The following is a 25,183-nucleotide window of genomic DNA, read 5'->3' on the forward strand; positions in this document are numbered from 1 at the left end:
TCGCCGGACCATTCAGACGGGAGAAGTTTTCATGACCAGCATCCGTATCCTCAGCCTTGCTGCAGCAACCGCACTCACGGCCTTCGGCGCACAGGCGGCCCAGGTCGTCGGCCTTGCAGGCGACAAGACGCTCGTGATGTTCGACACGGCTAATCCGGCGGTTTCCAAGAGCATGGACGTGACCGGTGTCGACCGGCTCGTCGGCATCGACTACCGCCCGGGCAACAAGACCATCGTCGGCGTGACGGCAGACAATGCCATTGTCACCATCGATCCGGAAACGGGCGCCGCCACCGAACTCGCCAAGATGGACAAGCCGCTGACGATCGGCGATGCGCCCGTCGTCGTGAACTTCAATCCCGCAGCCGACCGCCTGCGCTACATGACCGGCACGACCAACCACCGCGTCCATCCCGATACCGGTGAAGTCACCGTCGATGGCAGCCTCGCCTTCGAAGAGGGCGACATGCATAAGGGCGAGACGCCGAACACGGTTGCAGCCGCGTATACGAATTCTGTCGGGAAGCCGGAAAAGACCGCGATGTACAACATCGACGCCACGATCGGCGCACTCATCCAGCAGACCAAGCCGAATGACGGCACGCTGAAGGCTATCGGCAAGCTCGGCATCGAAGGCAGCCCGCAGTCTTACGCCTTCGACATCGAGGCGGGCGCCGACGGCATGAACACCGCATGGCTGGTCGCCGACAGCACGCTGTACACGGTCAACCTGGAAACGGGTGCTGCGACCAAGGCCGGCGACATCTCGGGGGCACCTTCCGCGATCAAGTCGATCACGGTCGTCCCTGCCATGTAAGGCACAATGCCGGGGACGACATCGTCCCCTGTCGTCGCCCTCTCCCTGAGACCCAGGGAGAGGGCATTTTCATGGTCTCAGGCGCGGATGAAGGCGAGGACGTCGGCGTTGAACTTGTCCGCCTCGGTCTGCGCCAGACCATGCGATCCGCCAGCGTAAACCTTCAGGACCGATCCCTCGACCAGTCGAGCCGCCTTTTCCGCGGTGGCTGCGATCGGCACGATCTGGTCGTCATCGCCATGGATGATCAGCGTCGGCTTGTCGATCGCCTTCAGGTCCGCAGTGTAGTCGACTTCCGAGAACTCCCGGATGCAATCATACTGGCCCTTGATACCGCCAGCGAGGCCCTGGAGGCGGAAGCTTTCGCGGAAACCTTCGTTCTCGGCAACACCGTCCCGATTGAAGCCATAGAAGGGGATCGTCAAGTCATAAAAGAACTGCGAACGGTTTCCGGTCGTACCCGCACGGATATCATCAAAAACCGACATCGGCACGCCTTCTGGATTGTTCGCCGTCTGCAGCATCAAGGGCGGAACCGCACCGACGAGCACGACCTTGGCGACCCGGGCAGTGCCGTGACGGCCGATGTAGTGGGCGACTTCGCCGCCGCCCGTCGAATGGCCGATCATGATCAGGTTCGTGAGATCGAGATGCTCGATAAGCTCAGCCAGATCATCAGCGTAGCGATCCATATTGTTTCCATCCCAGGGCTGGTCGGAACGACCATGGCCACGGCGATCATGGGCGATGACGCGGAAGCCCTGCTGGCCGAAATGCAGCATCTGGGCGTCCCAGGCGTCGGAGGACAGAGGCCAGCCGTGGGAGAAGAGGATCGGCTGCCCTTCGGGATTTCCCCAATCCTTGTAGAAAAGTGCGGTACCGTCTGTCGTCTTGAAGATGCTCATGATCGTCTCTCCATCTGCCGCATGCGGTGGCGCTGCGGCCGCTATCCGGGTAAATTAAATTGTGCACAATTTGTTTGTGCGCAATCTTTATTGCCGGAGTGGCGCTCAAAATCAATTGCGCACAATCTAAATTGGCTTCACGTTTCCGTGAACGCTAGAACCCTCAAGCAAAAACAAAACCCCCGCCTTTGGAGCGGGGGTTCGGTCGATGAGCAGAATGTTTGGGTGTCTCAGAGCATCGCCATATATTTCGGCAGTTCCCGCATGCTGGGCACGACGATCAATGTGTGCACATTCCCGCGCTTGTAAGCGTTCAGGAAGCGATTGTAGTCTTCGAACACCACGCAGCCGGAACTGTCACCGCGACGGCGGAGCAGATAGGTATGCGTGAGGAAACCATCGCGATTGTACATTCTCGCATCACCGACCGGGTTCATGCGGATCGCCTCGATGCCGTGGAAACGGGCTTCGCGCATGCGCAGCTTGTAGACGTTGGGCGGGGTCGGCCCATAATTCTTCACATGCACGAACTTGGGATTGTCACGCATATGGCCGCGGCCGGAATGGGCTTTAAGCTTTTCGCCATTTGGCATGTGCACGACGGAATCCTCGATCACATAGACGGCAATCCGGCTTCCGGGACCGGGCAGACCTTTCTTGCGGCTGAAGATGCCCCCTGCCCCGTCATCCGTGGTCACCGGATTGTCGGGCTTGGCATAGGCCAGCATGTTGAACAGCGTCTTCTTCGGTTTTTCCGGCGCCCGAGTGACAGCAGGTGCCTCTGGCGCCGGCACGCGCTCGACGCGCGGCTTTGCCTGTGGTTTCGCACCAGGGACGGGAACCTCGTCGGGAAGCGCGCCGTGGTCCTCACCTGCCGGTTCGGAGAGGAGCTCCTCGAAGGGCTCTTCGCGCGGGTCCGCTGCCGCCATCATCTCGGGTGCCGACGGTACGGCAGCATAGCCGAGTGCAGCCGGTGTTGCGGCGGTCGCTTCGGGAGAAATCGAGGCGGTCATGACCGGGTCGACATCGTCGGCGCCGCTGCGACGCTCATGCGCAGCTGTTGCGAGTGCCGCCTGCTGGCGGCCAGCTTCCGCCCGCAGGAGGGCATCGCGCAGAACGGCGAGCGCCTGCGGCCCTGTCACACTTTCCACACGGGCGAGAAGGAGCCGGCCCGACTTGTCGACTTCCGCCAACCGCATGGCGGCGGGGAGCATGAGAAGGCCGAGATGGTCGGTTGCGGCGAATGCCTCGGCGAAACGATTGTGCATCTCTTCAAGGGCGACCAAATTCGCCCCCTTCACCGGCGTCGCCTGCGATGCGAGCGGCCTGACGAGAGCAAGATCCGGTTTCGGCAGGCTGTGGCCGGCCATGGTCGGAACGTCGATGGTCGAGGACGAGAGGCCTTTGAAGACGGCAAGGCTCGCAGTGCCCCAGAAGAGGCAGGCCAGCCCGATGCCCAAGAGCGTCGGCAGACTGGAGCCGCGCTTCTTTCCGCGCGACTTCATCGTTTGAACGGCGACGCCATTGCCGCCGGTGACCTTACGGGTCGAGGACGCCATGTTACTGAACTCGCTTACCAAGAACTCTGGGAGCCGGCCGCCTAGCAGTGAAAACCGACTTTACTGGGACAGGGTGCGGCTAGGCCGTCCTGTCGACTGTCCTAAAGAATGAAGAAGTTTGGTAACCAAGAGGTTTACGCGCGGCGTTTTATGTCACATTCCGGGCGTGGGGCGCGAAATAGTTTCAAACGTGACGGCTTAACCCGCCGTCGACCTTCAGGTTCTGGCCGGTGATATAGGCCGCCCCATCGGAGGCGAGGAAGGCGATGGTGGCTGCGATTTCCTCGCTGGTGCCGTAGCGCTTCATCGGCACGCCGTCGCGCCGCTCCTCGGTCGCCGGCAGGCTGTCGATCCAGCCGGGCAGGACATTGTTCATCCGGATGTTCTCACCCGCATAGGTATCGGCGAAGATCTTGGTGAAGGAGGCGAGGCCGGCACGGAAGACGGCGGAGGTCGGGAACATGGAGGACGGTTCGAAAGCCCAGGCGGTGGAGATGTTGATGATGGTGCCGGATTTTTGGCGCTGCATGATCGGCGTGACGAGACGGGTCGGGCGAATGACGTTGAGCAGGTAGACATCCATGCCCGTCGCCCATTGCTCGTCGGTGATGTCGAGGATCTGCGCGCGGGGGCCGTGGCCGGCACTGTTGACCAGCACGTCGATGCGGCCATAGCGTTCCATCGTGCCCTCAACGAGGCGTGCGAGATCGTCCGGAGACTGGTTCGAACCGGTCATGCCGAAGCCGCCGAGTTCGGCTGCGAGCGCTTCGCCCTTGCCGGAGGAGGACAGGATCGCGAGTTTGAAGCCATCGGCCGCCAGGCGCCGCGCTGCCGCAGCGCCCATGCCGCTTCCACCCGCCGTGATGATGGCAACCTTTTCACTCGACATGCTTGATCTCCCTTTGATGTGTCGGGAAGATCGAAGGTCCTGTGACCGATGTCCAGTCAGAAATGCTGAAGGCCGATGCAGCTTTCGCCGCACCGGCCTTCCGGTATCTCATTCATGTGCTGGCTACCAGCTGCGAACGTCGAGGACGCGATCCTTGTGCGCCGGATGGGTCGAGAAGACGAAGATGCGGTCCAGTTCCTTCTGTGTCAGCAGACGCAGGAAACGGATCTCGGCCGTGTTGTTCGCAAAACTCTTCAGCAGGACTGCGCCGACCTTGGTGATACGGGCATCCGGAATATCGAGATAAAACTGCTTGGGCAGGTTGACCTGAGTCACCAGTGCGACGACCGCCCCGCTCAACGAAATTCGAATGACGTCGCAGCGCCGCGCCGCCATATGGGTCATGCCGTTCTCGGTATATTCGAGCCGCCCAGCATTCATCGTGTCCTCCATGCGATACCGGTTCTCCCGGTCGTACATGAAGGATTCTTCCTTCTTCAGGAAATGAGATCCGCCACCAGCCGTCCTCATCTTTTCTGCCCTCGTCTTTTGTCCGTTGTTATGGAGAAAAGCTAGCAGTCACAACTTAACAGTCGGTATTGGCGGAGGGGTCATTCCTGGCCGCAAAAAAGCCCTGCCATCAGTAAGGATAACAGGGCCTTAAGTGTCTGTTCGCTGGATTGCGATCAACGACGATAGGTCTGTCCCGCTGCGTCGAAAAGGTGCAGCTTGGTCTTGTCTGCGGAGAAGCGCAGAACCGCGCCCTTCTTCACGTCGACAATACCGGGAAGCTTGACCACGACCGACTCTTCCTCGACCGGGCCCTGCACATAAACCATCGTCACTTCACCGAGCGCTTCGACGATATCGACCTTGCCCTCGAAGAGGAAATCATCGCCGGTTGCGATCGCGAGATCTTCCGGACGGACGCCGAAGCTCGCCGCCTTGCCCTGTTCAGAGGCAGGTATCGCCACATCGACAGTCACTTCCGAACCGTCCTTCAGCTTGATCTTCGTCACGTCGCCCGTTGCAGTCACGGTCGCCGGCATGATGTTCATGGCAGGCGAGCCGATGAAGCGGGCGACGAAGAGGTTCTGCGGGCGCTCGTAGAGTTCGAGCGGAGGACCGACCTGCTCGATATGCCCGGCAGAGAGCACGACGATCCGGTCCGCCAGCGTCATCGCCTCGACCTGGTCATGCGTGACGTAGATCATCGTCGTATCCGCCATCTGCTCATTGAGCTTGGCGATCTCGATGCGGGTGGCGACGCGGAGTGCCGCATCGAGGTTGGAGAGCGGCTCGTCGAAGAGGAAGACCTTGGGATCGCGGCAGATGGCGCGACCGATGGCGACGCGCTGGCGCTGGCCGCCGGACAAGGCCTTTGGCAGGCGGTCGAGATACGGGTCGAGCTGCAGGATCGCCGCCGCCGACTTCACACGGCGATCGATCTCCTCGCGGCTTTCGCCAGCGATCCGCATGCCGAAGGCCATGTTGTCGTAGACCGTCATATGCGGGTAGAGCGCGTAGGACTGGAAGACCATGGCGATGCCGCGCTTCGACGGCGGCACGTCGTTGACGCGCTGGCCGTCGATGAACATCTCACCGCTGGTGATATCTTCGAGACCGGCGATCATGCGCAGCAACGTGGACTTGCCGCAACCGGACGGGCCGACGAACACGACGAACTCGCCTTCCTTGATCTCCAGATCGATGCCGTGCAGGACCTTTACCTGCCCGTATGCCTTGCGGATGTCCTTGAGAACCAGACCCGTCATGCTTTCCTCCCCTGTCAGGCGTGACGCGCGAAAAAGGCGCCCCAAGCCGGCAACTCTACCTTGTTATCGTTGACTGCACCGGTGAACCCATGGCCTTCAAGCGCGATCCACTCGCCGACCGGCAAGGCTATCGCGGATTCGTCTGCTCTCATGTTGAAGATGCAGAGCAGCTTCTCATTGCCAAAGGCGCGGGTGTAGGCGAGCTGGTCGTCGCCAGCCTCGTGGAACGTGATGTCGCCCTTGGCAAAGGCCGGATGCTGGCGGCGGAAGGCCAGGAAGCGGCGATAGTACTCGAGCACCGACTCCGGCTTGCCAAACTGCGTATTGACCGCACGCAGGGTATGTTCAACCGGGATCGGCAGCCAGGTCTTGGCTGCCGTCGAGAAGCCCGCCTGCAGCGCATGATCGTCCCAGACCATGGGCGTACGGCACCCATCGCGCCCCTTGAATTCCGGCCAGAACTGGATGCCGTAGGGATCCTGGAGATCTTCGAAGGCGATATCGGCTTCGGTCAGGCCCAGTTCCTCGCCCTGATAGATACAGACCGAGCCGCGCTGGGTGAGCAGCAGGGCGGAGGTCATCTTGGCATAGGCTTCGCGGTCGAGCACGTTCGCGCCCCAGCGTGTCACGTGGCGAACCACGTCGTGGTTGGAGAAGGCCCAGCAGGCCCAGCCTTCCGGCGCGGCAGCGGCAAAGGCGTTCTGGGTGTTGCGGACGATCTCAGGCGTCAGCGGTTCCGGCGCCAGGAATTCGAAGGCGTAGCACATCTGCATCTTGTCGTTGCCGGATGTATACTCGCCGACGATCTCGAGACCGCGCTGGCTGTCGCCGACCTCGCCAACCGCGGCAATCGCCGGATACTCGTCCAGGAGCGCACGGAAGCGCTTGAGGAAGGCGATATTCTCGGGCCGGTTCTTGTCGTAGATATGTTCCTGGAAATTGTAAGGGTTTACGGCCGGCGCGGTCGAGGCGTTGCGGCGCTCGGGCGCTAGCGCCGGATTATCCCTTAGTTCCTTGTCGTGGAAATAGAAGTTGATCGTGTCGAGGCGGAAGCCGTCGACTCCCCGATCGAGCCAGAAGCGCGTGGCGGCCAGCAGCGCGTCCTGCACTTCCTGATTGTGCAGGTTCATGTCCGGCTGCGAGGTCAGGAAGTTGTGCATGTAGTACTGCATGCGGGTCGGATCCCACTGCCAGGCGGAGCCCCCGAAGATCGACAGCCAGTTGTTCGGCGGCGTACCGTCGGGCTTGGAGTCCGCCCAGACATACCAGTCGGCCTTCTCGTTGACGCGGCTCGACCGGCTCTCGACGAACCAGGGGTGCTGATCCGACGAATGGGACATGACGAGATCGATCATGACGCGGATGCCGAGACGATGGGCCTCGGCGATCAAGCCGTCAAAATCCGTCAGCGAACCGAACATCGGGTCGACATCGACATAGTTCGAGACGTCGTAGCCGAAGTCCTTCATCGGCGAGGTGAAGAAGGGCGAGATCCAGATCGCGTCCGCGCCGAGTTCGGCGATGTGCGCCAGTCGGGCGGTGATGCCCTTCAGGTCACCGATGCCGTCGCCGTTGGAATCCTGGTAGGAGCGCGGATAGATCTGATAGATCACCGCGCCGCGCCACCAGTCCTTGTCGGGCGTCATGACGGGATTCGAAACTGCACTCATTTAGCTATTCCTGTTGGCTTGGTCTGTCGTCCCGGCGTCAGCCACCCTTGACCGAACCGGCAAGGAGGCCACGCACCAGGTAGCGTTGCATGAAGAAGAAGACGAGAAGCGGCACGGCGATCGAGACGAAGGCCGCCGTTGCCAGAATTTCCCAGTTGCCGCCGCGCGTGCCCAGAAGCTCGACGATCTGATTGGTCATGACCGTCGTCTCTCCCGTCGCGTCGATCAGAAAGACCTTGGCGACCAACAGGTCGTTCCAGGTCCAGAGGAACTGGAAGATGGCGAAGGAAGCGAGCGCCGGGAAGGAGAGCGGCAGGATGATGCGCGTGAAGATTTGGAAATCGGTCGCGCCGTCCACCTTGGCGCATTCGATGATGTCGCGCGGCAACCCGACCATGTAATTGCGCAAGAGGTAGATCGCGAGTGGAAGGCCGAAGCCGGTATGGGCGAGCCAGACACCGAGATAGCCCTTGCCGATGCCGATGGAGAGATGCAGGCGCAGAAGCGGAATGAGCGCGAGCTGCAGCGGCACGACGAGAAGGGCGACGACGGCTGCGATCAGCAGTGCACGGCCCGGAAACTCCATCCAGGCCAGGGCATAGGCAGCAAAGGCTGCGATGACGATCGGAATGACGGTCGCCGGGATGGTGACTGTGAGCGTGTTGAAGAAGGCTTTCGCCATCGAATCCGTCGTGGAGCCGGAGAAGAGCACGGTCTCGTAGTTGTCGAGCGTGAATTTCGGCGGCAGCTCGGCCGTCACGAAGATGCGATCGCCGCGACTGCCGGTCATCTCGACATCGCTTTCCAAGCGATAATCACCGTTGGCCTGGACGGTCACCCGGCCATTGTCACCCATTGGGGCGGTCGCCCCGGGCTCGTATTCGCTGATGGCGCGCGACGAGGTGCCCCAGGTCGAGATTTCCGCCTCCGCAGAGGCGCCACCTTCGCTCAGCACATTGCCTTCGATGACCCAGAGATTGCCTTCCTGCTGCTGGGTGGACGGAGCTGCCGTTCGCAAGACAAGGTTCTGCTCCTGCGAGAAGAGCGAGCTCCACCAGCCGCTGGTGGCAATCTGGTCCGACGTGCGGAACGAGGAGATGAAAAGACCTGCGGTCGGAAGCAACCAGAGAACAACAAGCAAGGCGACCGAAAGATGGACGGCCCAGACGAGACTGGATTTCTTACCTGCAACATTAGCCATGATCCGCCTCCCCTCAGCGCATTTCTTTACGAGCGTTGTAGACATTCCAGACCAGGATCGGCATCACCAGCAGCATGATGACCATGGCGCTGGCAGAACCGATGCCCCAATCATTGGAGCGGAACAGCTTGTCGAACATGTAGTTGGCGAGAACCTGGGTCTCCCACTGACCATTGGTCATGGCGAAGACGATGTCGAAGACCTTGAGCACGACGAGCGTGATGGTGGTCCAGACGACGACGACGGTTCCCATGATCTGCGGGATCTTGATCTTGAAGAAGATCTCGAAATCGTTGGCCCCATCGATCACGGCAGCCTCGATCGTCTCTTCAGGGATACCGCGTAGGGCAGCCGAGAGGATGACCATGGCAAAACCGGTCTGGATCCAGATCAACACCACCATGAGGAAGAAGTTGTTCCAGAAGGGGATGGTCAACCAGGTCTGGGGCTGACCATAGGGGTAGTCGAGGGTCAGCACGGAATATATCGAAATCAGCGCCTTGTAGCCGAGCCATAGGGCGGCCAGCGTTACCGCCAGACGGACCACCACGCCAACAGCGGAACTTCCGCCGCGGCGCCCGACGCCGCCGGCCAGTGGCCGCAGCAACTGGTAGACACCGTAAATGACGAAGGCGAGGAAGGCTGCAAGCAGCAGCGCGGGCACGACGCGCAAAGCGATCATCGCACCGATGCCATCACCGAAGGACAGCCAGATGGCATTCAGGATGCCGATCTGCTCTTCGCCGGCCGGGCGAGAATCGTAGACGAGCTTGAATATGACGGATGCACCGACGAAAGAAATCGCCATGGGCATGAAGATCAGCGATTTCGCGATGTTGCCCCAGGAGATCCGGTCTGTGAGTTGCGCCGCCAGCAAGCCGAAGGCGGTCGATACCGCTGGCACAACGGTCAGCCAGAGAAGGTTGTTGCTGATCGCTTCCCAGAACTTCGGCTCATCCATCATTCGCTCATAGTTGGCGAAACCGATGAACGCTCCTCCGGCACTGCGGTCGGTGACGGAGAGCCACATCGTCGCGACAACCGGATAGGCGAGATAAACGCCGAGCGCGAAAATTGCGGGGAAGAGAAAGAGCCAGGGGCGGACCATATTGGCGCGATTGATGTTGCGCCCGGCATGTTCACCCTTTGCGGGGAACAGCACCCTGTCGACGAACATGTTCGACAGATAAAAATAACCTATACACCCGCCGACACCGACGATGATCGTGATCAGAGCCTGCAACGCTGGATTCATGGTGGCCTCCCCCTCCGCATGCCTTCTCATTGTTTTTGCGAACGCCCGAGCAACTGAGGCCCGGACGTTCGGTAGGCAGGTCTGCGCTACGGCAGATTACTTGATGCCGTCCCAGGTCGCCTGGATCGACTTTGCTACATCTTCGGCCGACTTGCCACCGACAAAGTCCACCATGCCCGTCCAGAAGCTGCCGGCACCGACGGCGCCCGGCATCAGATCGGAAGCGTCGAAGCGGAAGGTCGTTGCCTGCAGCAGGACGTCGTTCATCTTGCGAACGGTCGGGTCGGTGAAGACTTCCGTGTTGACGCCCTTGTGGGGTGTGAGGAAGCCCTTCTGGGCCATCCAGACTTCATGGGCGATCGGCGACTTCAGGAATTCGATGAAGGCGCGGGCAGCCTTGCTGTCCTTGGTGATGGTGAAAGTGGTACCGGCACCAAGAACCGGACTACCGAGGTCCTTCTCGGCATAGGCGGGGAAGTAGAAGAAGTCCGCATCTTCACCCACAGACGTGCCTTCAGGGAAGAAGGACGGGATGAACGACGCCTGGTGGTGCAGGTAGCACTGCGGCGGCGAAGCGAAGAGGCCCTTCGGGCTGTCACGGAAGTCGGTGGACGCGACCGCGCCAGCGCCGCCGACGACGAACTTGTCGTTCTTGGCGAACCAGCCGAACTCATTGATGGCGTTGACGACGATCGGATCGTCGAACTTCATCTCGTTGGAGACCCACTTGTCATAGTCTGCCGGCGATGCGGTGCGCAGCATCATGTCTTCGACCCAGTCGGTCGCAGGCCAGCCGGTGGCCGCACCCGAACCAAGACCGATGCACCACGGCGTACCGCCATCGGCGACGATCTTTTCCGTCAGAGCCTTGAGCTCTTCCATGGTCTGAGGCACTTCATAGCCAGCGTCTTCGAAGTTTTCCGGCGAATACCAGACAAGCGACTTCACGTCGGTCTTGTAGGGGAAGCCGTAGAAGGCCTTGTTGCCATCCTGGCCGGCATAGGTGCCGAGATCGACCCAGGACTCGCCAGCGGCGTAGTTGTCCTTCAGCCAAGTGGCGTTTTCAGCACCGAGATCGGTGAGGAAGCCGCGCTTTGCCATGTCGGATGCGAGACCGGGCTGCGGGAAGATTGCGATATTCGGGGCGGAGCCGGCTTCCAGGTCGACGGCGATCTGCTGTTCGAAGCTGTCGGAACCGGTGTAACGAACGTCAGCACCGGTCGCGGCGGCGAAATAGGCCAGAACGCTCTCGACGAGTTGCTGGTCGGGTCCGAGCCAGGGGCCAAAGATTGTGATCTGCTCGCCATCGAGCTGTGTCTTCTTCAGTTCTTCGAAGCTCGCCCAGTTGAACTTCGCATCTTCGCCCGGAGCAAACTTGAGTTCCTGCGCGGCAGCAGTGCCGGCCACGAGCGCGGCAGCCGCCACGGTCATCAAAAACATCTTCTTCATGTGATTTACCTCCCATCACATCGGACGGCCAATCGTCCCTGATCAGCGCATTATCCTCAAAGCGCTTTGGCCCCTATTTCATCACATTGGGTTCCATCGGGAGTCAAGGGGCTTTTCAGGAGTTGCCGCAATTTGGCGCAGGAGGCCGTCCGTTCTGAGGCAAATGCCTCATCGGCGCTCAGATTTCTCTTGTCGTAAGGCCAGCCTCTGCGCCATATTCCAAGCGCTTTGGCCGTGAACAGAGGAGGTTCGCGACCGGGCGAGGAGAGGAAATCCGCAGTGAACTTGAAAGAACTGTCCCAGATGCTCGGGCTGTCGCAGACGACGATCAGCCGCGCACTCAACGGCTATCCCGAGGTCAACGAAGACACACGCCAACGGGTCTTGAAGGCTGCGAAGGAAACCGGCTATCGGCCGAACCGCGCCGCCCAGAGGCTCGCGACCGGCAAGGCGGGTTCCATCGGACTGATCATGCCGATTTCTCCCGACCACAGTTCGGACATGCATTTTGCCGAATTCCAGAGCGGTCTCGCCGAGGCATCGATCGAACACGACTTCCACTTTGTCATCATGCCTTCCCGGGCCGAAGACGAGGAGCAGGCGATCCGCTGGCTGGTCGCGAGCGGCAGCGTGGATGGCTACTACCTCGCCTATATCCGCGAGAGAGATCCGCGGATCGCCATGGCGAAGTCGCTCTCCCTGCCCTTCATCGTGCATGGCCGCTCCTTCGGCCTCGACCTCGACTACCCTTTCCTGGACGTCGACAATGAAGGTGCATTCTACGATGCGACGCGATTTCTTCTGCAGCTCGGCCACAAGCGGGTGGCGCTTCTGAATGGCCAGGCCGATCTCGATTTTGCTTGTCGCCGAATGCGCGGAACGGAAAAAGCACTGGCCGAAAAGGGGCTACTACTGGATCCGCGCCATACGCGGCACAGCTTCATGAGCGACGAGCAGGGCTATCGCGGGATGAAGGAGATCCTGGCTGGTCCGGAGCGGCCGACCGCCGTTCTTTGTGCCAGTACCGTGCTGGCGCTCGGTGCCGTCCGGGCTATGAACGAGTTTGGGCTGAAGCTCGGCACCGACATCTCGCTGATCGCGCATGACGACGAATTGCCACTGCTGAAGCCGGAAAATTTCTCGACGCCGCTGACGACGACCCGCTCATCGCTGCGGGCAGCTGGAAAACGGGTCGGCGACCGCCTGATCGCGATGATCCAACAGAGCGAGCCGGCGCCGTCGGCACAGGAATTGTGGAAGGTGGAACTCGTGGTCCGGGCTTCTACCGGGCCGGCGCCTGCCTGACCCGGTTGCCTGACGAATCCGTCAGAAGCTGGGCGCTGGAACTCCGGCCCGGCGGTGGGCGGCGATGGCGGTATTGGCCATCAACATGGCGATGGTCATCGGGCCGACACCGCCCGGAACCGGCGAGATCGCCTTGGCGACCGGCTTGCACTCCGCAAAAGCGACATCACCCACGAGCTTGAACTTGCCCTCGCCCTTTTCCGGCGCCGGCACGCGATTGATCCCGACGTCGATGACGGTGGCACCCGGCTTCAGCCAGTCGGCCTTGACCATCTCGGCACGGCCGACGGCGGCGACCAGGATATCCGCCTGACGAGCGAGTTCCGGCAGGTCGCGGCTCCGCGAATGGCCGATGGTGACAGTCGCATTGGCATTGAGCAGGAGCTGCGCCATCGGCTTTCCGAAGAGGTTGGAGCGGCCGATGACCAGTGCGTTCAGCCCGGAAAGGTCCTTGCCGTGTATTTGTCGAACCAGGATCATGGCACCGGCCGGCGTGCAGGAGAGAAGGCCGGTCTTCAGGTCACCGGTCGCCAGCTTGCCGGCATTGACGATGTGCAGGCCGTCGACATCCTTTTCGGGCAAGATCGACTGGATGACAGGCTCGCTGTCGAGATGCTTGGGCAGCGGCAGCTGGACGAGAATGCCATCGATTTCAGGATTGGCATTGAGGGAGGCGACCAATGCCATCAGGTCAGCTTGAGCGGTATTCTCGGGAAGCGTGTGCTGGATGGAGTTGAAGCCACACTGTTTGGCCATGCGGCTCTTAGCGCCGACATAGGCGTGGCTTGCCGGGTCATCCCCGACAATGACGACCGCGAGACCCGGCTTGCGGTGGCCGGACGTCGCTAGCCCGGTTGCCGCTGAGGTTACCGCTTCGATCACCGAAGCGGCGGCTGCCTTTCCATCGATTACCGTGGTCACTGTGCTCAAATCCCCGTCTTCAACTGGCAGCAAGCTAGCGCCAACGCAGGGGCACCATTTGCCTGTCCCCGTCCTATGCTGTCAAAATGCGGCATATTGCAAGGCAGGACTTGCGGGTTTTGATCAGTTGCGCGGTGCTGACGGATGGCGGAGCCTGTGGCTCAGCACATGACCGAGAAAGACGGGAATGCCGAGGATATAACGCCGCCAGAGGCGGTTGGGTTCGAGCCACAAGCGGAAGAGCCATTCCGAGCGCAGGCTTCGGACCCAACGAGGGGCCCGGGTGACCCGGCCCGAAACGAAATCCAGCAAGGCGCCAACGCTGATGACGACACGGGCATGGCCATCGGCGAGGTGTCTATCGACCCATTTTTCCTGCAAGGGTGTTCCCATGGCAACCAACAGCAGGTCGATGCGGGCCATCTCGATGCGCTTCAGGATCAAGGCGGGATCGGCGCGATCGAAGTAACCATCCGAAATCTCGATGAACTCGTGCCACGGCGTGTGCTTGCGGAAATTGACCGCTGCGGCCTGCAGCACTTCCGACGTCGCGCCGAGCAAGCCGATGCGCAGTGGCTTGGCAATGAAGGTCAGGGAAGCCGGCACGAAATCCGTACCGTTGAGATTGGCCGTGAAGCGGCCGCCATGAAGGAGGCGCGCGGCAATATCGACGCCGATACCGTCAGGCAGAACGAGGCAACGCCCCAGCACGTCGCGATACTCGGGATCGCGCACCATGACATTGGCGTTGTTGGCATTGAGGAAAGCGATGTGTGTGAAGCCCTGCCGCGAGGTCAGCTTCTGCTCGAGAAGTGCCAGCGCCTGATTCCAGCCAAGATCGTGCACCGGCATGCCGAGAACGGGCAGAACGGCGATCGCGGGCTGATCGGAGCCGGCAAGGGCCGTTTCGGCCGGTTTTTTCAAGGCTGATGATGAAGCTGACATGGTGGATCCCGAGGATGGTTCCGCCAGACCCTATCTACCAGAGCTGAAATCCGAGTGAAAACCGACACTGAAATTGTCGGTTTTCCATCAGTGCAACGTTAACCACCACGATGGGGTCGGTGCCATCGATGGGAATGGTCAGTGACCGGAGGATGCCGGCTGCTCTCCGACCGTCTCGCCCTCGACCACCGTCGTCATCTCCATCGGCCTGGAGCTGCCTTCCGCCGACTTGCGGGCCGCTTCCTTGGAGACGTAGTCAAGCTGCTCGATGAGGACCTGATCCACCATGCCTTCGCCGAGGCGCGCATTCATCTCCGTCTTGATCTTCTCGCGGAAGTCGTTGACGTCAAAGCTCGAGACATTGCCGATGTCGACCATCTTGTTGCCGACGAGCAGCGTGAACAGCTGGTCGGTCATCAGTTCGGTGGTGGGCAAGGTCTGGCCCTTGACCTTTTCCTTGTCCATCATGAAGGAAATGCGGGTGAGGAAATATCCGGTTACATCACCGCCCCCGATCACGGGGATGGTGATCGACTCGCCCCGGATCAGTTCCAGGGCCGCCTTCTGGGCGTCTTCCTCACTCGGGCCGGCCGGGGCTGTCGCCAGGTAGATCGAGCCGTAGACGGCTCCCAGCGTGACGATGCAGACCCAAAGGCCGATTCCGAGTATCTTGCCCATCAGAACTCGCTGAACTGAAACTGTTCCTGAGAATAGGTGCCGTCACCATCGGCATCACGCACCGCATTCTTCAAGAGATCGGCGACAGCACGGACTGCCGAGAGATGGGCCTCGACGCGACGGGCGTTGAGGGCGAGCTTTTCCTTGAGCACATGGAGCTGCTCGACGTAATTGACGGCGAATTCGCGCGGATCCGTGTCACGGAAGAGCATGGTGAGCTCATAGAGGCACCGGCTCTTATGCGCGTTGGAGACCTTGAAATCGAATTCGGGATCCTTGCCGATCCGCTCGTTCTCATTGTCGATGATGCGCTCCAGGCGGCTCAGCACCGTCTTCACGCGGTATTCGCTCGAAACAACTTCCATGAAATTCTGCCCTGTCTTTCGAAAATTGATCAGTTTTTGGTGTCAGCGCCAGCACCCAGGGTGCGACGCTCGAGATCGGTCACCCAGCTCATGGCCAGCCCGCGGTCCGTTTCGTCGGTCGCGGCGTTGACGCTATCTTGCCCGCGCACGCGCTGGAGAGCCTCGTCATACATCTGCTGTGCGATGCCGACGCCACCGGAATCGGCAATGGTCGAGCCCAGCTGCTCGGCCATCATGCTCTTCCACATCTCGCCGGAATTGCCCTTGCCGTAGACTTCCTCACTCTCGTCCGGCAGCATGCTCTGGACGAAATTGGTCAGGTAGACGGCTTCGAAATCGCGATAGATCTTCGGTGGCTTGCCGGCCTCCTCGGTCTTCTCGGCCATCGCTTCGGTGCGCGCGGCGTTCGTGGTCCGGTTCAGAATGTCGACGGTTGCGCCAAAGCCTGCGCCCTTTTCGGCGAGACTGTTCGCCATGAAGTTTGCGCGGTTGGTCTTCAACTGTTCCTGGGCTGCAGCGACTTGCGCCGGATCAGCGGCGCGGACCACGTCCAGCACCAGATCGCTCGGAGGAGATATGGCCACGGTGACATCCTCGATTTCGGTTCGAGGTGACTATCACTCCTGAAGCTTGCTGGAGGCTGGTGTGGCAAACTGCAGATCGATCAGGTCGTAAATCGCGTCATCGTCCCGCTGGCGCTCCTCGTGATCGCGCGCATCCTTCATGTTTTCCTCCAGACGATCGCCCTTGGCGCGTTCACGCATCAGCTTCATCTCCTGGACCTGCTGGAGACCATGCAGCTGCTTGTCCGTATTGGACAAGCGATCGAACCGGTCGGCATAATTCTGCGCGAACAGCCGGTGCAGCGGATCGAGGGAGCCGATCGCGTCCATCACGGTGTCCATCGACCGCGCATTTTCCTCGATGCGCTGGGCGGTGATTCCAAGATCGCTTTCCGCCATGCGCTCCATATGGCGTTGCACGGCCACGAGGCGCTTGAGCTTGTCGGATTTCTTGTTGGGTCCCAAGGCGCCCTCCTCAGAAGTTGAAGATCGTCGGGAAATTCTGGGCGAACTGCATGACCATGGCAGCGATGGTGAAATAGACCAGCAGGAGGCCGCCCAGCAGAAGATACGGAGTCGAGATGTAGAAGACCGGCACCTGCGGCGCGAGCTTGTTCACCAGACCGACGGCGACGTTGAACATCAGACCGAAGATCATGAAGGGGCTCGCCAATCGCAGCATCAGCATGAAGGTCTGCGACAAGGTGTCGGTCAGCGTGATCAGCATCTTCTGGCTGTCCGGCATGCCGCCCAGCGGCATGACGGTGTAGGAATCGACCAGCGCGCGGAACACGACATGGTGGAAATCCATCATGAAGAGCAGCAGCAGGCCGCCGAAGGAAATCAGGTTGGTCATCTGGTTTTCGGACGTGTCTTCGAGAATATCCATAGCGCCTGGCGTATTGAGACCGATCGCCATGGACACGACCGAGCCCGTAAACTGCAATCCGAGCACGTAGAGGCGCGGCACCAGGCCGTACATCATGCCGATCAAAATTTCGGCGACGATCACGCCGACCAGCGTGGCTCCGCCCACGGAGACACGCGGGTAAAGCTGGTCGAACAGCAGCGGGGTCATCGCCATGGAGACCGCGAATGCCAGGAAAAATCGAACCGTCACCGAAATGCGGGCGGAGGAGAAGCCCGGCAGGGTCATGATGCAGGAGCCAATGCGACAGAAGATCGCAAACAGTACCAGCACAGTCCCCTGCGGGTCAGCAATCATGAAATGGAGCCCAAAATCTTGATCTCGATGCCCTTGGCCAGTTCCACATGGGAGAGGACCGGCAGCGTGGCAAAGAGTCGTTCGATGATCATGCGCACATAGGACCGCGTTTCGGGCGACGTGACAAGAACGAAGGGCAGGCCGCGGTCCATGAATTCACGGATAACCTGGCTCGCCTGTTCGGAAAACTCTTCGAGGCTGCGCGGATCGATATCGAATTCGACGATTTCGCCCTTGGCGTCGCGCTTCAGGGCCTGGTGGAAGACGAGATCCCACTTGGAGCCGAGTCGCAGTACGCGCAGCACGCCATTGTCGGTCAGGTCACCACAGAGCTGCTGGGCCATGCGCACGCGAACATGCTCGACGATCTGCTCCGTCTTGCGGACATGCGGCGCGAGTTCGGCGACGGCTTCGAGGATGAGGTGCAGGTTTCGGATCGACACACGTTCGGCCAGGAGCAGTTTCAGCACGGCCTGCAGACCGGAATAGGACATGTGCGACGAGCAGATCTCGTCGGCGAGCTTCTTGTATTCTGGATCTAGGCGATCGATCAGCACCTTGACGTCCTTGTAGGACAGGAGCTGTGGCAGGTTGTTGCGGATGACTTCCGAGACGTGTGTCAAGACGACCGACACGTTGTCGATCGGGTGGAAACCTTCGCGTTTCAGTTCTTCCGTGAAGGTTTCAAGGACAGAGACCGCAGGCATGCCAAATGCGGGTTCGCGGATTTCGTCGCCCGGAACGTTCGGCTTGCGGCCGGAGCCGGTGACGACGAGAACTTCGCCGACACGCAGGTTGTTGGACGCGACCGTCGTGCCGTGGATGCGGATCTGGTAGGCCTTTTCCGGGATTGCGATATCGTCGGTGACCTTGATTTCCGGGACCACGAAACCGTACTGGCTGGCGAATTTCTTGCGCATCTTGCCGACGCGGAAGGCGAGTTCCTGGTGGGCGCCGAGGAGGCGTGTCGAGACGAGCTTGCCGAGGGCGAGCTCGATTTCCGAGGTCTTCAGGACCGACTTGACCGAATCTTTCTCGGCTTCCTTGTTCTGGATGACCTTCTTTTCCTCGGTCTCACGCTTCAGCTTGCTCGCGGCTTCGAGCTGGCGCGGGATGAACCAGGCGCCGAAAGCCATGATACCACCGAGCATAGCGAACGGGATGATCGGCAGACCTGGCACGATAGCGAGTGCACCCATCAGTGCCGAGGCCACGAACAGCGCGCGCGGATAGCCGCTCAGCTGATTGACCACAGCCTCGTCGGTCGAGCCGGGCGTGCCGCCGCGCGAGACCAAGAGGCCGGCTGCCAGCGAAACGATGAGCGCCGGAACCTGCGAAACGATACCGTCGCCGACGGAAAGCTTGACGAAGACGTCGGCCGCTTCGCCCAATTCCATGCCGTGGCGGAAGTAGCCGATGATGATGCCGCCGGCGACGTTGATGGCAGTGATGATGAGGCCCGCGATCGCGTCGCCGCGGACGAACTTCGAAGCACCGTCCATGGCGCCGAAGAAGGAGCTTTCCTGCTCCAGTTCGCGGCGTCTGTGCTGTGCTTCCTTTTCGTCGATGATGCCGGCCGACAGGTCGGCGTCGATCGACATCTGCTTGCCGGGGATAGCATCGAGGGTGAAGCGGGCGCCGACTTCCGCGATACGGGTGGCACCCTTGGTGATGACGATGAAGTTAACCGTGATCAGGATGAGAAAGACGATCAGACCAATGACGAAGTCACCACCCATGACGAGATTGGCGAAGCCGGCGATCACACCGCCAGCTGCACCATGTCCCTCGTGCCCATGCGAGAGGATTACGCGCGTCGTCGCGATGTTCAGCGACAGGCGGATCATGGTGGCGATCAGCAGGATGGTCGGGAAAGACGAGAAGTCGAGCGGGCGCTGGATCCACAGCGACACCATCAGGATCAGGACGGATAGGGCGATCGAGAATGCGAGGCCGACATCGATGAGGAAAGGCGGGATCGGCAGGAAGAGGATGCACAGGATCATCACGATCCCGAACGCGAATCCGATGTCACGCCCGCTGGGGCTCACCTTCGGGATTACGAGTGCAGGTGGTTGCGCCATGTCCATTCCATCTCTTCATGAGAAGTCATCCGGAAGATCATACTTCCGGCAGTCTGCTTCCGAGAGATAGCGGTCGAAGCTTGCGCGAGGGTGTCAGACCGGTCGTCGCTAGAAGCCGGACTCGATCCGCGAAAAGACGAGGGTCGTGAAGAGATTGATTTGCGCACCGACAAAGGGAGCGGAAATGCCGATGGTGATCATGATCGCGAGGATCTTCGGCACGAAGGTCAGTGTCATTTCCTGAACCTGGGTCAGCGCCTGGATCAGGGCGATGGCGACACCGACGATCATGCCGGCGGCAACCGCCGGACCAGAGGCGATGATGATCGTCCAGATCGCTGCCTGCAAAATGTCGAGAGCGTCTGCCTCATTCATGAGACGATATCCTTCCGGAGCGGCGAATCATGCCCTCCACTCCGAAAGGCCTAGCATATCAGGTGTCGGCCGTCTCGGTTTCAGGCACGGTCTCAGGCTTCGTGCCGACGCGGACACCGACGACGATCGGGATTTCCTTGCCATCGGTCGTGGTGGCAATCATCGTATCGCTGTAGACCCGGACCGAGGCCACTATGCCGCTCGTCTTTTCGTCCGCGCTGGTGATCGTCTTGCCGATGTAGGACGATGCGTTCGTCAGGGCGTTGCCTGTGATCAGCGTCTCGAGATTCGAGTTCATCTGGATCGACTGCTCGACCTGGGAGAAGGTCGCGAGCTGCGAGATCTGTTCGCTGGCGTCCATCGGATCCGTCGGATCCTGGTTCTTCATCTGGGCGATGAGGAGTTTCAGGAAGCTGTCATAGTCGATCGACGCCTTCTCAGCCGCCTTGCCGGCCGTGCTGTTGTTGGTCGACGACGTGGTGGTCGTGCTGGCGGCGCCGGTTACCGGATCTACCGCCATGGCGCGATCTCCTTGCGGATCTGTTCGATCGTCGCAGGCGCCATTTCCTGATTGTTCAGGATCCGGTCTTCGATCGGGTAGAGCTGGCGGATCGCCTTCAGGGCATCAAACGCGCGTCCCGAAGAGACCATGCCGTCGATGCGCTTCAGCTCGGCGAGGATCTCCTCGTTTTCGAAGCAGGTGAGCAGCATGATCACCGACTTGCGGAACATCGCGAGCGACTGGTCCTTGCCTTCCGGATTGATCAGCATCATCTGAGCGATGAAGTAGAGCTGACGCAGCGGCGTCGTGGCCTGCTCCGGCTGCAGAACGTGGTTCTCGAGCAGGAACGTCACATCGTTCAGGAATTCTAGGGCAACCTTGCGGTCGACGCGAAGAACCGCTCCGTTGATAAAAATACGTTCGCCCGACTTGAGCGAGATGCGCAAAGTGCTCTTCATTTAAGTCCATCCCTGATGATGGTTGTCACGTCGATTATGCCCTGGAAGTTTTCGGACTCACGCTTACGGATCCGGTCACACTCTTTCAAAATCCAGATGGCGATGGAAATCAGATTGGCGCGTATTTCGGCGCCCAGCTGGTTCTCGGGGTTTTGCAGATCTTCGATCAGCCGGACCCAAACACGGCGAGTATAAAACAGAGCTTCGATCGCTTCGCGGGAATAGCCCTTCTTCTCCCGGGCCGCGCTCAGAAGCTGGATGCAACGGTCAAGGGCCTGCCGTTCGCGCTCCTTGGCGTCGGCGACGCCATCTTCCATAATTTCGGCATATGAGAACTGGTACATTCAGTTGCCCTTCAGTTTCATTTCACCCTTTGCTCATCAAAGGTAGTTTACAAGACTCAACCCCTGGATCCTCGCGGTCAGGGTGTAAGATGCTTCCACCATGGACAGCAGAGAGTTAACGCGAGTCGACGCTTCGTACGCATCTACTTCAATCTTGCCCGACAGGCTGGTCTCGATGATGTCGACCTGGATCCTCAGCGAGGCATCCGCCTTCTCGATGCGGTTCTCGGACAAGCCGAGTGCGGATCGGGTGGAATTGATGCCGGTGATGGCGCGGCCGGTATAGTCGATAGCCTTGTTGATCGCGACGGTGACGGCGTTGGCGGGCGCGCCGATCGTCATCAGTTCCTTCGTCACGATGGCCGAGAGCGCGAAGTAGCGAAAGCCGTCCTCGTTGGCCGAGGTCGATGTCTGGACGGTTTCCGATTGTGTGATGCGGCTCGTCATCGCCTGGTCGGTGGCGCTCGACCAATCAGTGTTCCAATCGGCTCCCGTGTACATCGGCTCGAGTACGGAGCCGATAAAGTCTTCCATGCTCGGGACCGCGCCGCTGGCGACGATCGTTGCCGTGCCGGCCGTATCTGTCGGCAGAAAGCCGAAGTATGCGGTAAAGGCGTTGTCGAAGGCGGTCTTGGCAGCAGACGTTTCGGTGTATTCTTCGAGCGGCTTGACGTCGGTGTTGATGCCGGCGAACAGGAATTCGCCATTGGCCGCCTGATTGGCCATGCTGGTCATCGTCGATAGAGAGTTCGTCACAGTCATGACCGTCGTGTTGACCGTGTCGCTGTTGGACGATCCAGAGATCGTGATCAGCGCGTTGTTCATCTCTTCCGCGGCGGTCGCGATCTGCTTGAGGGCTTCCTGGGAAGCGGAGAGGCGCTGGGTTGCGATCGAATTGTTGCTGATCATCGAGTTCAGCCGCAAGCTCTCGCGATTGAGATCGACGACCGTCGATGTCTTGCTGCCCAGTTCCGCGCCGATATCGGCGTAGAATCCGGTGCTGACCTCCTGCTGCGCCTTCAGAAGTTCGTTCTGCGCCTGCCGGATCGTCAGGCGCATGGACGTCTGGGTCGAGAGGTTGGAAACGCTGGCTGTCGACATCAGGGGTTACCCCGCCATTTCGAGAACAGCCTTCAGCATCTCGTCGACGGTGGAGACGAGTTTGGCCGCGGCCTTGTAGGACTGCTCTACATCGAGCAGGAGCGAGAGCTCTTCGTCGAGGCTGACGGCCGTCTTGGAAGAGTAGGTCTGGAAGGTACGCTCGTAGAGCGCCTGCTTGTTTTCGTTGGCCGTCGTCGCATTCGACCGCAGTTCTTCGAGCCAGCCGATCGAGTTGCTGGCGAAGGACAGGACGCTTGCATCTGTCTTGAGATCGGCATCGGCGGAGAAGCTGCGATTTGCCGCAAGTTCATCCACATACGAGTTGATGAGATCGGTGTAACCCGAGGAGCCATCCACGTTCTGGACATAGGCAGCGCCGTTGATGCCGCCGTCGCGGATCAGCATCGGATCGCCACCGGCATCGGAGCGAACCGCCGGATTGACGCGGATGAGATTGGCAAGGCCAGGCTCGACAGTGCCCGTCGCCGGAACGACGCCACCCGGCCAGGTGAACAGGCCGGGCAGTTCACCGCCGCCACCGAGATCGACTTCCTGGAAGGCTTCGATCAGGCCACGAGCAATTTCGTCGAGCTGGGTCTGGAAGGTGGGGGCGATGACGTCGCGGATCTGCACCAGCGAAGCGAGCGAACCCTGGCCATCCGTGTTTCCGCCGACACCCGCCCGAACCACCGTGCCATCAATGTAGATCGCATTGCCGGTGACCGTGGAGTCATAGGTATAGGTGCGGACGAAGCTGACTTCGCGCGGGTCGGTTTCAAACAGCGTGGTGCCGTCGTAGGTGTAGAGGACCATGTCGCTGTTATCGCGCATGTTCACGGACACACCGACGATCTTGGAGATGTCTTTCAACAAGGTATCGCGACGATCAAGGTAGTCGTCGGCATTGCCGCCGGTCGCCGTCTGACGGACCACCGTGTCGTTGACGATTTTGAACTCGGCGAGCAGCTTGTTCAGCGTCTCCACCTGCTCGAACATCTGGGCGTCCGTGTCTTCACGGAGTTCCTGTGTCGTGGCGGTCGCATTGTTGAGCGAGTTGACCACGTCTATGGCGTCCGTCACCACCGTGGAGGCGAGTGCATACTCGCCAGGCGATGCGGCAAACGACTGCAGACTGCTCTGCAGGTTGGCGAGATAGGCGGAGGGCGACAGCTCGTAATCGTTGCCGCCGAGTGCATCGGAGAGCGTGGTCAGTCCATCGAGCAGAGTCGACTGCGCGCTCTGCTGCGCGGTCGAGGATGACATCTGGCGAAGCAGCGCCATCTGCTGCGACCGCTCGTTCTGCACCGTCGTTGCACCGTAGATGGTCTGCACGACCACCGCATCGCGACGAACGTAGTTTTCGTTGCCGGTGTTGGCGATGTTCGTCGAGATTACGGACGTCTGCTGCGACGTGTTCCGGAAAATCGAGTTGGCCGTGTTGAGTGCAGATGCAAGCGACATAGGACTAACCTACTCTTTCGATTATCTCTTCAGGTTGACCAGGACTTCCATCAATTCGGAGCCGGTCTGGAAAACCTTGGAGTTTGCGGTGTAATTCCGCTGGGACTCGATCATGGCCGTGAGCTCTTCAGCGACGTCCACATTGGAGTCTTCGAGGGCGCCGGACAGGATCGTGCCGAAGCCACTGGAGCCGGCATAACCGAGGATGACGACACCGGAATCGTTTGATTGGGTGTACATGTTGCCGGCAACCGGGTTGAGGTTGTCCGGGCTCTGGACGCTGGCGAGAGCCACGCGGAACTGCGGCACGAGTGCGCCGTTGTCGTAAGCGACCGACACGATGCCCTTGTCGTCGATCTCGTAACCCTTAACCTTCGAGGCGTCGTTACCGTCGACCTTACCCTCTTCGACCGAGAAGTCAGAGGCGAGCTGGGTGGTATTGCCGATGTCGATTGCGATGTTTTCGACGACCGCGCCGGCGATGTTGTAGGTGAGGATATCGAGCTGCGGTGGAACCGGATCGATCAGGTTACCGTTTGTGTCGAATTCGAGCAGTGTCGGCGTCACAACCTGGGTGCCGCCGTCGTCTTCCACGGCGGAAACTTCCCACTGATTGTCAGCGATCTTCTCATAGGTGAAGGTGATCAGACGGCTGGTGCCCTGGCTGTCGTAAACCTTGAGCGACGTCGTCTGGATGTCGCCGTCAGCGGCTGAGTTCGGCAGATTGACGTTCAGCACGCCCGTCGTCGAGGCAACAGCGGTAATACCTGCGCCCGAGAGATCCACTGGCTCCAGACCGTCGAACCCGTTGACGACGATAGTCGGATCAGTAGCTGAGTCGTATGGATAACCCTGCAGCGTGTAACCGGCCGTATTCTTGAGCGTGCCGTCATCCTGAAGGACGAAGGAACCAGCGCGCGTCATGTAAGGGGTGCCGTCATCGCCCTTGACGATGAAGAAGCCGTCGCCGTTGATCGCGAGGTCGGTCGTCGACGTCGTGTAGCTGAAGGTGCCCTGGCTCGAAATCGAGTAGCGCACGTCCGTCTCGACACCGCCCGAATTGTAGGCGCCGTTCGTGGTCGGCAAAATCATGGATGAAAACTGCACCGAGGCCTTCTTGTAGCCGACGGTGCTGGAATTGGCGATGTTATCAGCGACAGTGCTCAGCCGGTTCGACTGGGCATTCATGCCGGAGACACCGGTTCGCATGGTTCCGTAAAGGCTCATGTCAAAATCCTCGTTTTGTAGTCAAGGGGGAGAGTATGAGGTGGGCCTTGCGTGAAGCTGTCTGGCTAGAAAGCCCCGCTTCTTTTTCCGTCTCGTCGCGACGAAAAAA

26 protein-coding genes are annotated in these 25,183 nt (G+C 60.3%); 2 read left to right on the forward strand and 24 right to left on the reverse strand.

Annotated features, from left to right (window positions below; genetic code table 11):
• Window positions 1-31 precede the first annotated feature (31 nt).
• A complete protein-coding gene (locus tag E9677_RS02785) occupies window positions 32-817 on the forward strand; it encodes a DUF4394 domain-containing protein (RefSeq protein WP_136556562.1) in 786 nt (261 codons plus the stop codon).
• A gap of 77 nt (window positions 818-894) precedes the next feature.
• Here the strand turns inward: E9677_RS02785 and E9677_RS02790 are convergent, their stop codons facing one another.
• The 9 genes from E9677_RS02790 to E9677_RS02830 all read right to left on the reverse strand — a co-directional run bounded on the left by E9677_RS02790 (window position 895) and on the right by E9677_RS02830 (window position 11,520).
• Window positions 895-1,722: an alpha/beta fold hydrolase gene (locus E9677_RS02790; protein ID WP_136556563.1), complete on the reverse strand. Its 828-nt coding sequence runs from the start codon at window positions 1,720-1,722 to the stop codon at window positions 895-897.
• A gap of 230 nt (window positions 1,723-1,952) precedes the next feature.
• Window positions 1,953-3,281 (reverse strand): tlde1 domain-containing protein, encoded by a 1,329-nt coding sequence (locus tag E9677_RS02795; protein ID WP_136556564.1) that lies wholly within the window; start codon window positions 3,279-3,281, stop codon window positions 1,953-1,955.
• Window positions 3,282-3,465: 184 nt separating this feature from the next.
• The gene (locus tag E9677_RS02800) at window positions 3,466-4,170 is read right to left on the reverse strand and encodes an SDR family oxidoreductase (protein ID WP_136556565.1); all 705 of its coding nucleotides are present in this window, start codon (window positions 4,168-4,170) and stop codon (window positions 3,466-3,468) included.
• Between the two features lie 123 nt (window positions 4,171-4,293).
• Window positions 4,294-4,701 carry a hypothetical protein gene (locus tag E9677_RS02805; protein WP_136556566.1) on the reverse strand — a complete coding sequence of 136 codons (408 nt, stop codon included), beginning with the start codon at window positions 4,699-4,701 and terminating at the stop codon, window positions 4,294-4,296.
• Window positions 4,702-4,856: 155 nt separating this feature from the next.
• Window positions 4,857-5,945, reverse strand: a complete 1,089-nt coding sequence (locus tag E9677_RS02810) for an ABC transporter ATP-binding protein (RefSeq protein ID WP_136556567.1) — start codon at window positions 5,943-5,945, stop codon at window positions 4,857-4,859.
• A 14-nt stretch (window positions 5,946-5,959) separates the two neighbouring features.
• Window positions 5,960-7,615: a beta-galactosidase BglA gene (gene bglA / locus E9677_RS02815; RefSeq protein WP_136556568.1), complete on the reverse strand. Its 1,656-nt coding sequence runs from the start codon at window positions 7,613-7,615 to the stop codon at window positions 5,960-5,962.
• A 37-nt stretch (window positions 7,616-7,652) separates the two neighbouring features.
• Complete coding sequence (locus tag E9677_RS02820; RefSeq protein ID WP_136556569.1) at window positions 7,653-8,816, reverse strand: carbohydrate ABC transporter permease; 1,164 nt, start codon at window positions 8,814-8,816, stop codon at window positions 7,653-7,655.
• Window positions 8,817-8,829: 13 nt separating this feature from the next.
• Window positions 8,830-10,071 carry a carbohydrate ABC transporter permease gene (locus E9677_RS02825; protein ID WP_136556570.1) on the reverse strand — a complete coding sequence of 414 codons (1,242 nt, stop codon included), beginning with the start codon at window positions 10,069-10,071 and terminating at the stop codon, window positions 8,830-8,832.
• Window positions 10,072-10,167: 96 nt separating this feature from the next.
• Window positions 10,168-11,520: an ABC transporter substrate-binding protein gene (locus E9677_RS02830; RefSeq protein ID WP_136556571.1), complete on the reverse strand. Its 1,353-nt coding sequence runs from the start codon at window positions 11,518-11,520 to the stop codon at window positions 10,168-10,170.
• Window positions 11,521-11,799: 279 nt separating this feature from the next.
• Here E9677_RS02830 and E9677_RS02835 point away from each other — a divergent pair, with 279 nt between their 5' ends.
• Window positions 11,800-12,825, forward strand: coding sequence for a LacI family DNA-binding transcriptional regulator (locus E9677_RS02835; protein WP_136556572.1), 1,026 nt, complete (start codon window positions 11,800-11,802; stop codon window positions 12,823-12,825).
• 21 nt (window positions 12,826-12,846) lie between these two features.
• On the opposite strand, the gene folD is transcribed toward E9677_RS02835, so the two are convergent.
• The 15 genes from folD to E9677_RS02910 form a co-directional block, all read right to left on the reverse strand.
• Entirely contained in the window at window positions 12,847-13,746 is a 900-nt protein-coding gene (folD, locus tag E9677_RS02840; protein WP_136556573.1) for a bifunctional methylenetetrahydrofolate dehydrogenase/methenyltetrahydrofolate cyclohydrolase FolD, read from the reverse strand.
• Between the two features lie 123 nt (window positions 13,747-13,869).
• A complete protein-coding gene (locus tag E9677_RS02845; RefSeq protein ID WP_136556574.1) occupies window positions 13,870-14,691 on the reverse strand; it encodes a WecB/TagA/CpsF family glycosyltransferase in 822 nt (273 codons plus the stop codon).
• A gap of 138 nt (window positions 14,692-14,829) precedes the next feature.
• Window positions 14,830-15,369: a flagellar basal body-associated FliL family protein gene (locus tag E9677_RS02850; protein ID WP_136556575.1), complete on the reverse strand. Its 540-nt coding sequence runs from the start codon at window positions 15,367-15,369 to the stop codon at window positions 14,830-14,832.
• The gene (locus E9677_RS02855; protein WP_112240379.1) at window positions 15,369-15,734 is read right to left on the reverse strand and encodes a hypothetical protein; all 366 of its coding nucleotides are present in this window, start codon (window positions 15,732-15,734) and stop codon (window positions 15,369-15,371) included. Before E9677_RS02855 ends, E9677_RS02850 begins: the two co-directional genes overlap by 1 nt.
• A gap of 29 nt (window positions 15,735-15,763) precedes the next feature.
• The gene (locus tag E9677_RS02860; RefSeq protein ID WP_136556576.1) at window positions 15,764-16,318 is read right to left on the reverse strand and encodes a rod-binding protein; all 555 of its coding nucleotides are present in this window, start codon (window positions 16,316-16,318) and stop codon (window positions 15,764-15,766) included.
• Between the two features lie 33 nt (window positions 16,319-16,351).
• Window positions 16,352-16,705: a hypothetical protein gene (locus E9677_RS02865; RefSeq protein WP_408014684.1), complete on the reverse strand. Its 354-nt coding sequence runs from the start codon at window positions 16,703-16,705 to the stop codon at window positions 16,352-16,354.
• A gap of 67 nt (window positions 16,706-16,772) precedes the next feature.
• Window positions 16,773-17,522 (reverse strand): flagellar biosynthetic protein FliR, encoded by a 750-nt coding sequence (gene fliR, locus E9677_RS02870; protein ID WP_136556578.1) that lies wholly within the window; start codon window positions 17,520-17,522, stop codon window positions 16,773-16,775.
• Entirely contained in the window at window positions 17,519-19,606 is a 2,088-nt protein-coding gene (gene flhA, locus E9677_RS02875; RefSeq protein WP_136556579.1) for a flagellar biosynthesis protein FlhA, read from the reverse strand. Before flhA ends, fliR begins: the two co-directional genes overlap by 4 nt.
• Before the next feature lie 108 nt (window positions 19,607-19,714).
• Window positions 19,715-19,981: a flagellar biosynthetic protein FliQ gene (locus E9677_RS02880; protein ID WP_136556580.1), complete on the reverse strand. Its 267-nt coding sequence runs from the start codon at window positions 19,979-19,981 to the stop codon at window positions 19,715-19,717.
• 58 nt (window positions 19,982-20,039) lie between these two features.
• Entirely contained in the window at window positions 20,040-20,501 is a 462-nt protein-coding gene (flgD, locus tag E9677_RS02885; protein WP_136556581.1) for a flagellar hook assembly protein FlgD, read from the reverse strand.
• Window positions 20,492-20,941, reverse strand: coding sequence for a flagellar biosynthesis repressor FlbT (gene flbT / locus E9677_RS02890; RefSeq protein WP_136556582.1), 450 nt, complete (start codon window positions 20,939-20,941; stop codon window positions 20,492-20,494). The genes flgD and flbT overlap by 10 nt, the downstream gene beginning before the upstream one ends.
• A complete protein-coding gene (gene flaF / locus E9677_RS02895) occupies window positions 20,938-21,285 on the reverse strand; it encodes a flagellar biosynthesis regulator FlaF (protein ID WP_112240369.1) in 348 nt (115 codons plus the stop codon). The genes flbT and flaF overlap by 4 nt, the downstream gene beginning before the upstream one ends.
• A 36-nt stretch (window positions 21,286-21,321) precedes the next feature.
• Window positions 21,322-22,386 (reverse strand): flagellar hook-associated family protein, encoded by a 1,065-nt coding sequence (locus E9677_RS02900; protein ID WP_136556583.1) that lies wholly within the window; start codon window positions 22,384-22,386, stop codon window positions 21,322-21,324.
• Between the two features lie 6 nt (window positions 22,387-22,392).
• Window positions 22,393-23,847: a flagellar hook-associated protein FlgK gene (gene flgK / locus E9677_RS02905; RefSeq protein WP_136556584.1), complete on the reverse strand. Its 1,455-nt coding sequence runs from the start codon at window positions 23,845-23,847 to the stop codon at window positions 22,393-22,395.
• Between the two features lie 21 nt (window positions 23,848-23,868).
• Entirely contained in the window at window positions 23,869-25,074 is a 1,206-nt protein-coding gene (locus tag E9677_RS02910) for a flagellar hook protein FlgE (protein WP_136556585.1), read from the reverse strand.
• Between the last annotated feature and the right edge of the window lie 109 nt (window positions 25,075-25,183).

Origin of the sequence: Peteryoungia rhizophila, from assembly GCF_004912145.1 — a bacterium.
GTDB classification, from domain to species: domain Bacteria; phylum Pseudomonadota; class Alphaproteobacteria; order Rhizobiales; family Rhizobiaceae; genus Allorhizobium; species Allorhizobium rhizophilum.